This window comes from Myxococcus sp. XM-1-1-1, assembly GCF_020037095.1.
GTDB classification, from domain to species: Bacteria; Myxococcota; Myxococcia; order Myxococcales; family Myxococcaceae; genus Myxococcus; species Myxococcus fulvus.
Map to the genome: position 1 here is coordinate 827,343 of NZ_JAIQDH010000001.1, position 16,121 is coordinate 843,463.

Sequence of the window (16,121 nt, forward strand, 5' to 3'; positions counted from 1 at the left end):
CTCAGCCCGTGAGGGGCGCCGCGCGCCTTTGGTGATGCAGCGCCACCACCACCATCCCGGCGAACGTCACCACCAGCACGGCGACCTCCTCCAGGCTGTCCAGCGGCGCCTCGCTCTCGTTGATGAGCGCGAGGCTCAACAGACACAACACCAGATGGGCGCTGAAGACGGGCAGGGACGCGCTGCCCAACAGCTCCAGCACCCTCGGCCGCAGCCAGCGATACACGAGCGGCGCACCCCGGTCCGCGAGCAGCGCCAGCGCCAGGAAGTTCACCAGCCGCAGCGGCGCCAGCGTCCACTTGTCGAGCAGCACGGGCCAGCTCGTGAACAGCTGGAACCCCGGCACCTCGTACCGCGCGAGCAGGAACACGACGACCACTCCCCACGCCACCACCCACTGGAGGCGCGGCGGCGGCGCGGGGCTCCCGGCGGCCCGCGCCCGGAGGCTCCCCCGCCACACGCCGAGCACCCAGAGGAACTGCCAGGCGAACAAGTCGAACGCCCCGGAGTGGTCCACCTTCATCGGCAGCCAGGACACGGACCCCAACGTGCCGTACAGCTCCCGCTTGAGCCCCAGCTGCGCCCACAGCCACACCAGCGCGCTGAGGCACACCACCTTCCCCCAGCCCGCATGGCGCGCCGCGGTCAGCACGAAGGGCGACAGGAACAGCAGCACGACGTAGAGCGGGAGGATGTCCAGCAGCGGCGGGCAGTACAGCAACACCAGGCTGCTCAGCAGCGCCGTGAGCGGCTCCTGGTGGAAGAAGTCGAGCAGGTTGAGCACCGCGGGGCGGCGCGTGAGCCAGCCCACCGCGCCGATGAAGGTGAAGGCGAAGCAGAGCAGCCCGACGTGGTGCGCGTAGACCTTGAGGGCTCTGCGCCGCAGCCCGCGCCACAGCTTCCCCGGCGCGTCCCACGCCTTCACATGCGTGCCCCCCACCAGGAACGCCGACAGGAACACGAACCCCTCGGCCGCGGAGACGAAGCCGAACGGCTGGCTGGTGTACGCGTTGAGCCGCGTGGGCAGGTGCGTCAGCGTCATCAGGACGAGCAGCAACCCCCGCAGGGCATCCAGGTCGGGTCGACGCGGCATGAGGAAGACGGGCTCAGGGCGCGCCCAGCTCCTCCCGCAGATGACGCTGGAGCGCCTCGGGCCGACGACGCGCGCACTCGCGCATCCACTCCACCTCCGCTTGCCACGACTCCACCGAGGCCGGGTAACCCCACCGCGCGACGTGCTCGGCCATCTCGGGCGCGAGCCGCGCCGCGGCCTCGTCGAGCAGGGCCAGCACCCGCTCCGGCGCGAAGGTGTTCTCCAGGTGCCACTGGAAGCGCGAGACGAACAGACCCTTGAAGTCCGGCGACTTCATCAAGCTCCGGAACAGCACGACGAAGGACTCGCCGAGCCGCTCGTCGCGCAGCAGCCGGCCGAGTGAGTTGGCCTCGGGACCTCCGATGAAGGCCGCGTCCAAGTCGTGGAGCAGCCAGCGCCACCGCCCATCCCCGGGCCCCGTGTCGCCGGAGGTCTCGCCACCGCGCAGGCGCCAGAACTTCACGTTGTTGTCAGGCCAGTCCTCGTTGCCGAAGTAGACCTCCGCGATGTGGTAGTCGATGAAGTCCTCCACATCGATGCGCGCCGCGACGTACGCGAAGTGCTCGGGGACGGAGAGGTCGTGCTCGCGCACGTAGGCGAGCAACTCCTGGTAGGGCAGCACGTCCGCGTCCTCGCCCGTGTCGAGGATGCCGTCGGCCTCCAGGATGACGATGTCCTTGCGCTTCAGCCCGTGGTGCGTGGCCAGGTAGTACTCGTCATACCGCTCGCGCAGCTCGTGCAGTCCCCAGTACTCGCCATCCAGGAACACCAGCGTGGGCTGACAGGCCTGCAGCGCCAGGGACGTCTCGCGCAGCAAGCCCTGGAGCGCGCAGTCGCGCAGCTTGGAGCCCACCTGGTCCTGCCCCGACGTGCGCACGATGAGCCGCTTGAACTCGCGCAGCGGATGGTCCGGGAACACGTCCGCCTGGAACAGCTCCGGGCCGTACTCCTCCTTCGCGTACAGCCGGAGGCTCTTCTGCGGCATCGCCGCGCTGCCCGAGCCGTGGATGCGCACGCCCGCGTTCTGCGCGAACACCGTCGCGCCCACGGCGTCGAACCACTCGACGTGGACCGGGCGCTCCCAGTCCTTGCCGTCCTGCATGTAGTTGCCCGTGCCCCAGCCCTCCATGGGCCCCGGCGTCTCGGCGTAGACGCGGCCCGGCACGTAGATGCCCTGCTCGTCACCGAAGAAGTTCGCCGCGTCCGTCGCCAACGACAACACCGGCAACGTGTACGCGCGCGGCTGTCCGATGAGGTACGTGCGCGCCTGTCCCGCGTCCACCGGCGTCTCGCCCGCGAACTGCCGCACGCGCACCACCGTCGCGAGCGTGGAGGGCGCGGTGGGCGGCTTCCAGCGCCAGGGCTCCGGTGACTCGGCGGGGTTCGTCGGGATGAGGCTGAGCGGCGCGGGCTGCCCGCGTCGGTTGAGCAGCACCAACGGCGCCGTATAGACGGGAGACGTCGGGCCCGGCGTGGAGCCGTCCAGCGTGTAGCGCGTCGTCGTGTCCGGGGACGTGGGGAGCGTCAGGAGCGCCTCGGCCGCGTACAGGCTGTCCTGCGTGCCGAAGCCCAGCCGCTGGAACTCCAGGCGCGTGCGCACCTCCGTCCCGCTGTCGTGATAGGCGACGACCTCCAGCGACTCGCTCTCGTGGCCCGGCTGCCACGGGATGCTCCACCGTCCGTCCTCGAGCACCGCCAGCCCGAGCAGGATGGAGCCCTCGTAGACCTCCACGCGCACGACGCCCGCGTCCATCTGGAAGCCGCCGCGCAGCACGTGCTGCTCGTTGTCCATGGCGTCGATGGTGACGACCGGTGACGCCGTCTCCTCCTCCACCACGGGCCCGGAGCCCTTGTCGGACGGCGTGCTCTCGCAGGCCGTGAGCGCGATGAGCAGCGCGGCGAGTGCCCCGGAGCGCCTCGGCTTCGGGAAGACGAACGGGACTCGCTCGGAGGCCACGACAGAGCCCCCCGCGACTTCGGGACGAGACGGGTGATTCATGGATGAGACACGAAGGGGAGGACCCTGGGGGACGTGGGACCCGGGGTCGTCAGCAATCCTCGTGCCTCAAACTATCTCCCTGAATTCAGGGAAGCAGTGTCGGGAGAGCGTGGCAGTGTGCCACGCTGGGGGTTGCGGAATGCCATGGCTGTTGCGCACCCGAGCGAGGGAGCCCACCTGCGATGACCGGACCCCGACTTCGGCACTGCGCGACGTGTGGGCGCGCCCTGAACCCACGCGAGGTGTACTACCGCTTCAAGCTGGTCCTGGAGGGCGAGCAGGACGTGCTGGAGTCCGCCGAGGCGTCGGAGGACGGTGAGCAGGACGCGCTCGCGGCGCTGGTGCGGCGACTGGAAGAGGGGCCCGAGGATGCTCGCGAGCTCGAGGACCAGGTGCACTGGGAGCGGGCGGGCGTGGTGTGTGGCGGATGTCGCGCGGTGGCGGTGCGGATGCTCGACGAGAGCACGGACTCGACGCGCCCCCATTGAGAGACCGCGGCGCGCCGCCGGTTGACGGCGCGCCGGGTCGTGGCCTGCTTCAGCGACGCGAGGGCGCCACGGGGAAGACGAGGTCGTCGTGGTCCGTCCACTCGCTCGCGACGCAGCTTGCCCCGGTGGGATTGTCACCGATGACGCCGCGAATCGCCTGGAGCCCACCCTCCGGCAGCGTGAAGGTGACGGACAGCGCATTCTCTCCCGTCACCTCGACCGGGAGCGTGGCCACGTGGGTCCACTGGGGATGGCGTGCGTCGGGTGCGTGGAAGAGGTTCACGCGCTCGAAGAAGGGGAGGAAGCCGATGACGTTCGCGGTGAGCGTCACGGGCCTGCCGGCGGTGAGCGGGCCTCCATCCTGGCTGGCGACGCGCAGGCCCTCCAGCGACGGAGTGACGCCGTAGGTGCCGCCGTTGCCGTCGGCGCAGCTCCCGCCGAGCGTGTTGGGGGCATGGAGTTCGGGCCCCACGCTCCCCATGCCGCGAACGAGCACGCCCGTGTCGCACGCGGACGCGAGGGTGGTGCAGCGGGGCGCCAGGAGTGTCGCATCGAAGTCCGCGACGTCCGGGTTGCGCACCGTCACCTTCACCGGCGTGGCGCGCCAGGCTCCGAGCGCGGTGTCGTAGGCGCGGACCTCCAGCGTGGTGGGGCCGTTCAGCTCCTCGCGCGTGTCCCAGTCCAGCTCGAAGGGGAGGGTGGTGTCGCTGGCGCGCAGGAGGCCGTTGACCCAGAGGTCCACGCGGCGCACCGCCACGTCATCCCAGGCGAGCACGCGCACGCGCGAGGTGCCTCGCACGGTGCTCCAGGGGAACGGCGTCATCACCTGCGCCCAGGGACGGTGATGGTCTCCCGTCACGTGTCGGAAGCCCGCCTGGAGCAGCAGGTTGGGGGAGCCTGGGCCGGCCTCATTCACACGCCCCGCCACGGCGGCGCCCGCGAGCGCGTCCATCACCTGCGTCGCCGTGGCGCGGGGATGGGTCTCCAGGTAGAGCGCGGCGGCGCCGGCGACGTGTGGTGTGGCCATGGAGGTGCCGGAGCGGACCTCGGTCGCCGTGTCGTCCGGGAGGTCGGCGGAGAGGATGTCCTCGCCCGGCGCGAACAGGTCGATGCAGCGGCCGTAGTTCGAGAACGACGCCCGCGTGTCCGTCAGCCGGGTGGCGCCCACCGTGAGGGCTTCCGCCGCGCGGCCCGGAGAGTAGTCGCACGCATCGACGCTGCGGTTGCCCGCGGCCACGACGACGGTGACTCCGGCGGCCACGGCGTTGCGGACCGCCTGGTCCAGGGCCTCGGAGACCTCCAGGCTGAGACTCAGGTTGGCGACCGCGGGGGCCTGGTGATGGGCGGTGACCCAGTCGATGCCGGCGATGATGCCCGACACCGTGCCCTCGCCTTCGCAGTCGATGATGCGCACGGAGTGCAGCGTCGCGGCGCGCGCCACGCCCCAGGTGGAGCCTCCGAGGGTTGCCGCCACGTGCGTGCCGTGACCGTGGCAGTCCTCCGCACCACCCTCAGGGTCCAGCACGTCGAAGCCCTCGCCCAGGCGTCCCTGGAACTCGGCGTGCGTGGAGCGGATGCCGGTGTCGAGGACATACGCGTGGACGCCCGCGCCGCTCAGCGCGGGACGGTAGTGGCCGTCGAGCGGCAGGTCCTCCTGGTCCACGCGGTCCAGTCCCCACGCCGCCGTCTGCGACGTGGCGAGCGGGCGCACCCGGGCGTCCTGTTCGATGAAGGCCACGCGCTCATCGGCGCGCAGCGATGCGAGGCGTGTCGGGTCGAGCTCCGTGGTGAAGCCCTGGAGCGCGTGCTCATAGGCGCGCAGCACCGTCGCACCGTGCGCCTTGGCGAGGTTCGCGACGTACTCGCGAGGCTTCTGTTGCCCGTGGGCCTTCGTGTGGGCCTGGGGGCGGAGCACGACGATGTATCGGTTCGGGATGGGCTGCTGGCGCGAGGCTTCGCGTGAAGTGGGCTCAGTGCAGCCGGTGAGGGTGAGGAGACAGAGCAACGGGATGAAGCGGAGTTTCCACATGGGGTGTGTGGCCTGCGATGTGCCGCCTCTTTCGAGGACAGCGTCTGGGTGAGCCCGCTTGGACGCCGGGGGCTCCGAGGTTGATCAATTCGAGACACCGCGCCCCTCAGGTTTCTGAGTGCGCTCGCGGAAAACACCGGAGACGCTTCGGATTGTCACCGCGGCTTCTCGAATGAGACGCTGCTGGCACCGCCATTGCTGTCGGCAATGAGGTCGTACCCAGAGAGGAGTGTTGCTTGAACTCGAATCAACTGCGCCGGCTCTTCGCCCGTGCGCTGAGTGCATCCCTGGCGTCGCCCCTGGTGCTCACCGGTTGTGGCGACGGGGGGATTTCCCTGGAGGGGTTCTCGGCGCCCCCCTGTGACAACGGTCGCGTGTCGCTCCAGGGGCTGGCCCCCGCGAGCCCGACGGACTTCATCGAGCTGCGAATCGTGACGGACCTGGAGAGCTCGCCGCGGCAGCAGCGTCTGGCGTCCGTCGGGACGGCGTGCGAGACCGCCACGCAGCCCGCGGTGTGCAACGCGGAGCTGGACGCGCTGGCCTCCGAGGACGGGTTCCGCTCCCGCTGCGAGGTGGGCTGCTATGCGTACTATCTGGTGACGACGCGAGGAGATTCGGTCGAGGCGCACACGTCCCGCAACGCGCTCGCGGCCCTGCTGGGCAGCATCGACACCCCGACGGAGGCGCTGCTCCAGGTCTTCGCGGAGGACTACAACGTGAGCTGCACCGAGCTGAAGCATGGCGCGGTGAAGACGAACGCCGATGGGACCTTCAGCGTCATCGCCACCAAGGGGTTCGCGTGTGGCGAGGGGACGGCGCTGACGCAGTACCTGCTGGTGGTCAAGCCCTCCGGCGAGGTGGTCGAGAAGCGCACGCACGTCCTGGAGCGCGGCGACAAGGGGTGCTCGGTGGGGCGCAGGCCCGCGGGGCTTCGCTCGGATGGAACGGTGGACTGCGTGGATGAGCTGGGACAGCACTTCGCGCTCATCACCCACCTGGAGGAGGCCTCCATCACCGCCTTCCTACGGCTGCGCGAGGAGCTGGCGCTGCATGGCGCGGCCGTCGAGCTGCAACAGGCGGCGCTGCGCAGCGCGCTGGATGAGGTGGCGCATACGCAGGTGTGCGGCAGCCTGGCGCGGCGACATGGGGTGACGCCGGAGCGCGCGGTGGTGGCGCCGCTGGCTCCCCGGCCGCTGTTCGAGGTGGCGCTGGACAACGCGGTGGAGGGCTGCGTGCGCGAGACGTATGGCGCGCTGCTGGCGCATCACCAGGCGCTGCACGCGGAGGACGCGGAGGTGCGCGAGGCGATGGTGCGCATCGCTGAGGACGAGACGCGGCATGCGGACCTGTCGTGGGCCGTGGACCGCTGGGCGGAGGAGAAGCTCTCGCCCGAGGAGCGCGAGACGGTGCGCGCGGCACGTCAGCGGGCCGTGGAGGCGCTGCGCGCCGAGGTCTCCGCGCCGACCGATGAGGCGGTCTTGCGTGCGCTGGGATTGCCTCCGCCGGAGGTCGCTCTCGCGATGGTGGAGGTGCTCTCCCGCGAGCTGTGGAACTGAGGCGCGGGGCCGTGCATGCCGGGACGCCTGGGTTGACGTAGGCGTTTCGGTGCTTCGACGGGAGGCTCGGCTCGGGGCCGGCGTGCCCTCCGGCAGAATCCAAGGATTGGCGTGCCGCAGAGCCACGTCTCACGGTGACCGTGGTCCCTACCCCAAGGTCCGCTGTCCCCCCGATGGTCGATGCGGCGCCGCCTGCGAAGTCATCATCGGCGCGGTGTCGCGCCCAGGGTGGGGCCGTCCACTTGCCGCGACTCCTCGGCGCGGTGTCGCGTCCTCTCGGCGGCCGACTGCCGGCGCGGGGCGTGGGTGCATTCCTCGTCGAGTGACTCCGTGACGCGCTCAGGTCGGCGGCACTTCCGCGAGCACCTCCCGCAGTCGCTCCTCGAGGAAGCGGCGCTCTGGCTCCGTGCGCACCAGGGCGAGCGCGCGACGGTAGGCCGCCACGGCTTCGTCCCTGCGCCCCAGCCTGCGCAGCAGCTCCGCGCGGGCCGCGGGCAGCAGGTGGTGCTCGGTGAGTCGTCCGGACGACTCCAGGTCGTCGACCAACACCAGCCCCTGTGCCGGGCCCTTCGCCATCGCCACCGCCGCCGCGCGGTTGAGTTCCACCACCGGACCCGGTGTCAGCTTCGCCAGCCGCTCATAGAGCGCGGCGATCTGCTCCCAATCCGTGTCCTCCGGCCGCTTCGCCTGTGCATGCAGCGCCGCGATGGCCGCCTGCACCGTGTACGGACCGAAGGCTCGCAGGGACAACGCGGTGTCGAGCAGGGACAGCCCCTCCGCGATGTTCGCCGCGTCCCATCGCCCGCGGTCCTGCCGGTCCAACAGGACCAGTCCACCATCCTCGGCCACCCGCACGTGGCGCCGGGAATGGTGGAGCAGCATCATCGCCAGCAGCGAGGTGGCCTCGGGATGGCGGGGCAACAGGTCGCACGTCAGCCGGGCCAGCCGCAGCGCCTCCTCGCACAGCTCCACGCGCACCAGCTCCGTGCCCTGCGTCGCGGAGTGCCCCTCCGAGAAGAGCAGGTAGATGGCATGCAGGACGCCCCGGGTGCGCTCCCCCAACGCGTCCGGCTCCGGGATGACATACGGAATGCGCGCGTCTCGAATCTTGCGCTGCGCGCGCACCAGCCGCTGCGCCATCGTCGCCGGCGGCACGAGGAACGCTCTCGCCACCTCCTCGGTCGTCAGCCCACACAGCGTGCGCAGCGCCAACGCCACCTGGACGTCCACGGCGAGGGCAGGGTGGCAGCACGTGAAGAGCAGTCGCAGCGAGTCGTCCGGATGCGCCTCCCAGTCCTCACCACTCGGCGTGGCGGCCAGCTCCTGCTCCAGCCTCGCCACCACCTCCAACGCATCCACCCGGGCGCCGAGGCGCACGCCCCGGCGCACCCGGTCCACCGCCTTGTTGCGCGCGGCCCGCAGGAGCCACGCGCGAGGCTCCCGCGGAATCCCCTCGCGCGGCCACTGCTGGAGCGCCGCCTCGAAGGACTCCTGCACCACCTCCTCCGCCGAGGCGAAGTCTCCCCCCATCGCGCCGATGAGCATGGCCACGATGCGGCCATGCTCGGCGCGATAGGTCTGCTCGACGATGGACCGCACCTCCTCCATGGACGACCCGCTCCGACTCCGGGCCTCAGCCCATGACGTCGGAGTAGTCCATCACCGGGCGTATCTCCACGCAGCCCGACCTCGCGGCGGGGATGCGTGAGGCCAGGGCAATCGCCTCGTCCAGATCCTTCGCCTCCACCAGGAAGAAGCCGCCCAGCTGCTCGCGAGTCTCCGCGAACGGCCCGTCCGTCGTCAGCCGCTTGCCGTCCCGCACACGCACCGTGGTGGCCGTGGACGTCGGCTGCAGCGCCTCGCCCGCGATGTTGTTCCCGCTCTTCTCGATGGACTCACTGAAGGCCGCGTACTCCTCCAGCACCTTCTGGGCCTCCTCCTGCGGCAGCGCGTCCCAGGCCTTCTCGTTCTCGAACAGCATCAGCAGGTACTTCATGGGTCCATCCTCACGGTGACGAAGGGGAGTGAAGCCTCCCGCCTTGGGTCGAACAGGCCGGCGGGAAATCGACCGCCCATTTCCCAAGGGATTTTCCGCCCCATTTCCACCCGGCCCCTCAGGAGGGCTCGAGCGGGGAGAAGTGGCTGAAGGGACCATGCCCCTGCCCCAGGGGGAGCGGGTGCTCCAGGGCCGAGGTGACGAAGGTCTTGGCGCGTCGGGTGGCCTCGAAGGGCGCCTGCCCCAGCGCCATCCACGCGGCGATGGCCGCGGACAGGGTGCACCCCGTGCCGTGCGTGTTGTGCGTCTTCACCGAGCGAAGGAACAACGTCTCCATCCGCTCCCCGTCGAACCAGACGTCCAGGCCGCGCAGCTCGCCCGACATGCCGCCGCCCTTGACCAGCACCGCCCGCGGGCCGAGCTGGTGGATGCGCCGGGCCGCCTCCTTCATGTCCTCGAGCGTCTGCAGGTCCATCCCGGAGAGCAGCTGCGCCTCGTGCCGGTTGGGCGTGACGACGTCCGCGAGCGGGAGCAGGTGCTCCTTGAGCGCACCGACGGCCGAGTCGTCGATGAGGCGCGCGCCGGCTCGGGACACCATGACGGGGTCCACCACGAGCGGGCCTGGCTTGAGCGCCTTCAGCCGCCACGCGACGACGGAGATGATCTCCGCGTTGACGAGCATGCCCGTCTTCACCGCGCCCACGCCCAGGTCGTCGATGACGGCGTCCACCTGCGCGGCCACGGAGGCGGCGGGGAGCACGTCGACCCTGGTGACGCCCCGGGTGTTCTGCGCGGTGACGGCCGTGAGCGCGGTGGTGCCGTGCACCCGGTGATACGAGAAGGTGTTCAGGTCCGCCTGGATGCCTGCGCCACCGCCACTGTCGGAGCCGGCGATGGTGAGCGCCGTCGGCACTCGCTTGGGAGTCTCCATGGGGCGCATGCTGCGCCGGCCCGCTCCAGGGAGCCACCCCTTTTGGAGGGCGCGGGCCCGCGGAGGTCCGCGAGCCCGCACCCGGAGTCAAGACGATTAGATGGTGATGCCGGCCGTCATGAAGACGACCTCGGCGGCGCGCACATCGCCCAGGCCCGTGAAGCTGGCCGTGTCGATGAGCAGCGTCCACTCGCCCAACAGGCTCCGGTCATAGAAGGAGTTGTTGGCCGGCGTGGAGCCGCCCGGCGCCACGCTGCACGCGTCCGTGAAGGCCGCGCCCTGGAACGGGGTGGAGCACGCCGGGTCGGCGACGTCGCACGCGGGCGGGCCGGAGACGCAGGCGGTGAAGGGCACGTAGTGGAGCACCTGCCGCGTCCCGCCGGAGGTGTACTCGTCCCGGTCCACCAGCTCGAACTCGGCGAAGTAGTTGCCGAGCTTGAACCCGTCCATGGTGTCGCGCACCAGCACCGCCGGCACCGACACGGAGGCGCCCGTGGCCGTGACGACGTTGACGCGCACGTTGCGCACGCGGTGGCCCTTGCGCAGCGACAGCACGGTGGATGCGTTCACGTCCGTGGGCGTCACCTGGAAGCGCGCCGCCCGGTACGTCGTCCCGGCGGTGACCAGATCTCCCAGCGCCTTCATGCGCTCCGACTCGTTGACGGTGAGCGGGTGGAAGTCGGTGGCGGCCAGGCGGCGGTAGTACGGCGTCAGGCTCATCACCGTGTGCGTGGGCAGGCTGTCCAGGTGCTGCACCAGCCGCGTCTTCATGTCCGGATAGTTGGCCAGGTTGAAGTCGTAGTTCTCGCGGAACGTCGCAGGGATGGCGCTGTCGCCGGTGGACGCGTCGAAGGGCAGGTACTGGTACTCGGCCACGCGGATGAGCTCCCAGTAGCGGATGGAGAGCTGGTCCAGCGTGCGCAGCGCGCGGGCGTACACCTGCTGGCCGATGAGCAGCTGGTCGAACTTGCGCAGCTCCGTGCCGTTGCCGAAGGCCAGGATGTCGTTGAGCGCGTCACGCGCGGCCACCGAGTTGCGCTGGCGCAGCGTCACCATGTCCCGCTCCATCAGCGCCAGCCGGTACTCCGCCTGGGCCTTGGTGACCTGGGCCTGGAGGTCCATCAGGTCCAGCGTCATCTCCACCTGCGACTGGGAGAGGATCTCCTTCTTCACCTCGTCGGAGATGATGCTGCGCGCGGGCTTCTTCTGGTTGCCGGAGACGATGTCCCACAGCTCGGTGCCGCCGCTCTTGAGCTTGTCCTTGAAGGGCTTGCTCGCGGCGGCGTTGGCGGCGCTCGTCTTGATGGCGTCCCACAGCAGGGTCTGGATGGAGCCGCTCTCGCTGCTGGGCGCGCCCGCGCCGGCCACGGGCGTGCCGCTGGACTCCGACTGGAAGCTTTTCTTCACCTCGCTCCACAGGGACTCGGCCGCCTTGCCCGCCAGGTCCGCCAGGAACTCGCCGCCGTAGGCCGCGGCCACCGTGCCGACCAGGTCCAGCAGGAACTCACCGAAGCCCTTGCTGGTGTTGTAGTGGTCCGTGATTCGCTGGTCCGTGGCCTGGATGTTCTCGGTCATCAGCTGAATCGCCGCCTTGCGGTTGTTCATGGACTGCTGGAGCGCGGCCATGGAGGCGTTCGCCACGGTGATGCGCTGGTCGGCCACCACCTTCTCCGCCTCCAGCACGCCGACGTCCGCGTTGAGCGCGGCCTGGTTCTGGGACATCCACGCGGACAGCTGCGTGCCGTTGGCCAGCGTGAGCCACTGGTTCACGGAGCTGTCGAGCACGTCGTAGAGCGAGTCGAACTCCGCGCGCAGCTGCTCGTAGCGCAGGTGGGGGTTGAAGGGCGTGTCCTTGGCCAGGCCGTAGAAGTTGCGCTGGCTCTGCAGGAAGCTCAGGCGCGTGACGTCGTGGGCCATCAGCGGGCACAGCGAGCCGTAGAGGTACAGGTCCGCGAAGGGACGGCCCGCCGCGGGCGTCTCGTCACACACCAGGCCCGCCTGGGCGAGGATGCCGCCCATCTCCATGATGTTCTGCAGGTAGTGGAAGCCCGCGCGCTGCAGCTCGCCCCGCTTGAAGAGGGCGTTGGCGTGGGACTGCGACACACGCCAGGACTGGGGCGCGAGCAGGGCGCGCAGCATGTCCACGTCGCGGCGCATCGAGCGCAGCACCTTCTGCGTGCCGGCCGTGCCCGCGGCGCCCGCCACGCCGTCGTTGGCCTTGGTGCCGACGTAGCAGGTGCGCGTCTCGTCGCGAGGCACGCAGAGGTAGTCGTCGTAGTGCTCGCAGCTGCCCGGAGGCGCCTCCTGCACCACCACCTGCACCGTCCGGGACAGCCGCTTGCCGGCGATGCCCTTCTTGCCGGACAGCGGCGCCGTGGTGACGAGCTCCGCGCGGGTGTCGACGTAGCGGCCGTTGTAGGAGTCCCCCAGGCTCACGTCGTGCCACGTCTGGATTTGATTCCGGCACGCCAGGTCCCCGAAGAAGGGGCTGTTGCGGCAGGTGGAGTCGGAGCAGTCCTTGTAGCCGTCGTTGTCGTTGTCCAGGCCGTCCGTGCACTGGGCGAAGGTGTTCTCCTGCGCGCCGCACACGTTGCCGGCCAGCGGGCTGTTGCTGCACTGGAAGTCGGAGCAGTCCGAGTAGTAGTCGCCGTCGTTGTCCACGCCGTCCGAGCAGGTGGCGGCGGTGGCCTCCTGCAGGAACGGGTAGGTGTCCGGCTCGCACACCTTCACGTAGGGGTTGCCGGCGCAGCCGGGGTCCTGGCAGTCCACCTTGCCGTCACCGTCGTTGTCGATGCCGTCCGAGCAGTTGAGCACCGTGCGCTCGCTGCCGCAGGCGTTCAGCACGCGGGGGTTGTAGCGGCACTCCTTGTCCGCGCAGTCCACGTCACCGTCGACGTCGTTGTCCGTGCCGTCCGAGCAGGCCGCGTCGTTGGTCTCCTCCAGGCCCGTGGTGAGCAGGAGCACCGGGCCCAGGCCGCAGTACGCGTTGCCGTGGCAGCCCGGGTCCGCGCAGTCACCCAGCCCGTCGCCGTCGTTGTCGATGAGGTCCGTGCACTCCTCGTCGCCGCCCTCGCCCGCGGTGCCGCAGGTGGTCGCGAAGTTCTTGCAGCCGAAGTCGGCGCAGTCGACGAAGCCGTCGCCGTCGTTGTCGTGGCCGTCCTGGCACGCCTCCTCGGAGAACTCGCTGTTGGCCGCGCGGCTCTGCTGACAGAAGCCGCGCTGGCTGCACTCCGGGTCCAGACAGTCCGTCTTGCCGTCGTTGTCGTTGTCCTTGCCGTCGCTGCAGGACTCGGCGGAGGCCTCGCGCTGGATGGGGCCCCAGGACGCGTCCGCGCACACGGTGACGTGCGGGTTCTTGGAGCAGGCGTAGTCCTCGCAGTCGGTGTAGCCGTTGAGGTCGTTGTCCTTGCCGTCGCTGCACTGGGTGTTGTCCGCCTCCGTGCGCGAATCACACAGCGCGATGGCGGGGTTCCAGCGGCACTTCAGGCTGTGGCAGGGGCCGTCCTCGTCCTGGAAGCACTGCTCGGGTGTGATGGGGGAGGCCTTGTGGGGCTCGTTGACGACGCCGGGACCGATGAGCGAGGTGTAGCGGATGACGACGTCGCCGGAGTGGCCGCCCTTGCCGCCGTTGCTGCCGTGGCCGGCTTGCGCGGTGGGGGTGCCGCTGCAGCTCACCTTCGGGTCCGGGCCGTAGTTGCCGGTGATGGTGGTGGTGGGCGGGGAGCCCGTGGCGTCGACGCCCGTCCAGCCATCCTCGCCCTTCTGGCCGGAGGTGGTGACGCGCACGCCGTTGAGGACGTTGGTGTAGAGCACGAAGCTGCCGCCGTTGAGGCCGTCGCGGCCCGGGGGCACGACGCGGTCCATCGGGTCCGCGTCCTGCTGCGGCGTGCGCGCGCCCGGCGTGGTGCGCACGGAGAAGCCGCGCGAGGTGAAGCCGCCGGAGGCGACGACGAGGGTGGCGCCGCCCGTCTGCACCGGGGCGGCCAGCTCCACGAGGGGCGCGACGATGACGATGACCTTGTGGTCCAGGGTGCCCGTGTCCTGCTGCGTGGGCTCGAACAGGTTGGCGCACGCGTGGGTGGAGGAGCAGGCGTTGGAGGCCAGCGTCTGCCAGGTGACGACGGGGCTCTGGGCGGAGATGACGCCGTCGGCCTGGGGCAGCAGGGCCTGGTGGCCCTTGAGGAACACGGGGTAGTCGCGCGCGTAGGACGTCAGCAGGCGCACCTTGTCGGTGGGCTGGTGGCGCGTCTGGAGCACGCCGCGCAGGTCGGCGAAGCGCGGGTCGGGCAGCACCGCGAGCAGCTCGCTCACCGTGGTGTCCATGGAGGCGGGCGCCGCGGGCAGCCCACGCAGCTCCGAGAAGTCCATGGGCGAGGAGAACGCCAGCGGCTGCGCCGTCGTCGCGGTCTCCAACTGCTCGTCTCCGGCCGGACGGGCGGTCTCCGGCAGGCCGTTGTCGCCACAGGCGCCCAGCACCAGCGCGGCCGCCAGACCCCAGACTCTCCGCCGGTCCCGGCGGATGTTTCGCAAGAAGTTCATTGTGATTGGTCCTTTGCTGGGGTGCTGAACGGACCCGGGTGGATTTCTTCCCGCGATTTGTCTGGCGTTATCCTCCGCGCCCATGGCCCCTACGCTTCGCTGTCCTGGCGTCGTCCTGGTGTGGCTGTTCGCGGTGGTGCTGTCCGTAGGTCCGGTGGCGGAGGCCCGGACCACCCTGGTGAAGGGGGAGGGCGGCTGGAGCTTGCAGGTGGATGGCCGCCCCCATGTCGCCAAGGGGGTGACGTTCAGCGGCAGCGCGGGCTCGGCCGCGTACGAGCAGGACTGCGCGCGGCTCGCGGCGCTCGGCGTCAATACCTTGAGGACCTGGGGAGTGGGGCCGCAGACGCAGCCGCTGTTGGACGCGGCGCACAAGCACGGGCTCAAGGTGCTCGTCGGGCTGTGGATGCGGCATGGCCAGCCCGGCGCGGAGGACGACGACTCGTTCGACTATCTCACCGACACGGCGGGCATGAAGAAGCAGCGCGAGGACACGCTGGAGAGCGTGCGGCGCTACAAGGACCACCCGGCGGTGCTCGCGTGGGGCGTGGGCAACGAGGTCATCCTCAACAGTCCCAACGACGCGGCGAAGGAGGCCTACGCCCGCTTCCTGGAGGGCGTGGTCCGGGACATCAAGAAGGTGGACGACGCGCACCCCGTCATCTCGGTGGATGCGTGGGTGCTCGCGGTGAAGTGGTGGGAGAAGCTCGTCCCGTCGCTGGATGCCTACGGCCTCAATGTCTATGGACGGGGGCTCCAGGCGCTGCCGGAGGCGCTGCGCGAGGAGGGCGCCACCAAACCCTGGCTCATCACCGAGTTCGGCGCGCAGGGTGAGTGGGACGCGCCCAAGGATGAGCGGGGCGTCCCGCGCGAGCCCGATGACCGGGAGAAGTACGCCGTCATCGTCGACGCGTGGAACACGCTGCTCGCGCCCCACGTGCGCACCGGTGACTGCCTGGGGCTCTTCGTCTTCAACTTCAGCTCCACGTTCGACCACACCAGCCTGTGGCTCGGCATGCTGTCGGGCAAGTCGACGCGGCCCGCGTGGCACGCCGTGCGCGAGGCGTACACGGGGCAGAAGCCGCAGCCGCCCCTGCCGGAGGTGGGCGCGCTCGTCGTCCAGGGCGTGAAGAAGGAGACCTCGGGCACCTGGGCGGACGTGGCCTTCGAGGTGAAGGACCCGCAGGGCCGGCCGCTGGACATCTCCTTCGCGTACAACTTTCGGGGCGCGGCCACCCGCTTCGAGCGCGGTGAGGTCATCCGCCTGCGCGCCACGCCGGGCGCCACACCGAACTCTTGGCGCGTGAAGCTCCCCTCGGTGAAAGGCCCCATCAAGCTGTACGGGCTGGCGAAGGACGCCTCTGGCAACCTGATGACGGCCACCACCTCCGTGCTCACTTCCTCTGCGCCATGAGCCGTTCCGCCGTGTCGTGGAAAGGCAGAGCGAATTGTATCTTCGAAGGAATACTGTAATTATCTGATTTCTGAGATTT

At 70.2% G+C, this 16,121-nt stretch carries 10 protein-coding genes; 3 read left to right on the plus strand and 7 right to left on the minus strand.

Annotated elements, in window-relative coordinates:
• Position 1: 1 nt before the first annotated feature.
• Both opgC and K8640_RS03415 read right to left on the minus strand, forming a co-directional pair.
• On the minus strand, positions 2–1,093 hold the full coding sequence (opgC, locus tag K8640_RS03410; RefSeq protein ID WP_223745746.1) for an OpgC domain-containing protein: 1,092 nt from the start codon (positions 1,091–1,093) through the stop codon (positions 2–4).
• 13 nt (positions 1,094–1,106) lie between these two features.
• Complete coding sequence (locus K8640_RS03415; protein WP_223745747.1) at positions 1,107–3,050, minus strand: CotH kinase family protein; 1,944 nt, start codon at positions 3,048–3,050, stop codon at positions 1,107–1,109.
• Between the two features lie 224 nt (positions 3,051–3,274).
• Here K8640_RS03415 and K8640_RS03420 point away from each other — a divergent pair, with 224 nt between their 5' ends.
• Positions 3,275–3,580, plus strand: coding sequence for a hypothetical protein (locus K8640_RS03420; protein WP_223745748.1), 306 nt, complete (start codon positions 3,275–3,277; stop codon positions 3,578–3,580).
• A gap of 49 nt (positions 3,581–3,629) precedes the next feature.
• On the opposite strand, the gene K8640_RS03425 is transcribed toward K8640_RS03420, so the two are convergent.
• Positions 3,630–5,609, minus strand: a complete 1,980-nt coding sequence (locus K8640_RS03425; protein ID WP_223745749.1) for a S8 family serine peptidase — start codon at positions 5,607–5,609, stop codon at positions 3,630–3,632.
• Between the two features lie 236 nt (positions 5,610–5,845).
• Here K8640_RS03425 and K8640_RS03430 point away from each other — a divergent pair, with 236 nt between their 5' ends.
• Positions 5,846–7,165 carry a ferritin-like domain-containing protein gene (locus K8640_RS03430; RefSeq protein WP_223745750.1) on the plus strand — a complete coding sequence of 440 codons (1,320 nt, stop codon included), beginning with the start codon at positions 5,846–5,848 and terminating at the stop codon, positions 7,163–7,165.
• A gap of 339 nt (positions 7,166–7,504) precedes the next feature.
• On the opposite strand, the gene K8640_RS03435 is transcribed toward K8640_RS03430, so the two are convergent.
• The 4 genes from K8640_RS03435 to K8640_RS03450 form a co-directional block, all read right to left on the minus strand.
• Positions 7,505–8,773: an RNA polymerase sigma factor gene (locus K8640_RS03435; protein WP_223745751.1), complete on the minus strand. Its 1,269-nt coding sequence runs from the start codon at positions 8,771–8,773 to the stop codon at positions 7,505–7,507.
• A 25-nt stretch (positions 8,774–8,798) separates the two neighbouring features.
• Positions 8,799–9,161, minus strand: a complete 363-nt coding sequence (locus tag K8640_RS03440) for a YciI family protein (protein ID WP_141323632.1) — start codon at positions 9,159–9,161, stop codon at positions 8,799–8,801.
• 118 nt (positions 9,162–9,279) lie between these two features.
• Entirely contained in the window at positions 9,280–10,101 is an 822-nt protein-coding gene (thiD, locus tag K8640_RS03445; RefSeq protein WP_223745752.1) for a bifunctional hydroxymethylpyrimidine kinase/phosphomethylpyrimidine kinase, read from the minus strand.
• A gap of 87 nt (positions 10,102–10,188) precedes the next feature.
• Positions 10,189–14,631, minus strand: a complete 4,443-nt coding sequence (locus K8640_RS03450; protein WP_223745753.1) for a hypothetical protein — start codon at positions 14,629–14,631, stop codon at positions 10,189–10,191.
• A gap of 82 nt (positions 14,632–14,713) precedes the next feature.
• On the opposite strand from K8640_RS03450, the gene K8640_RS03455 reads away from it, so the two are divergent.
• On the plus strand, positions 14,714–16,042 hold the full coding sequence (locus tag K8640_RS03455) for a glycoside hydrolase family 2 TIM barrel-domain containing protein (RefSeq protein ID WP_223745754.1): 1,329 nt from the start codon (positions 14,714–14,716) through the stop codon (positions 16,040–16,042).
• Positions 16,043–16,121: the final 79 nt, after the last annotated feature.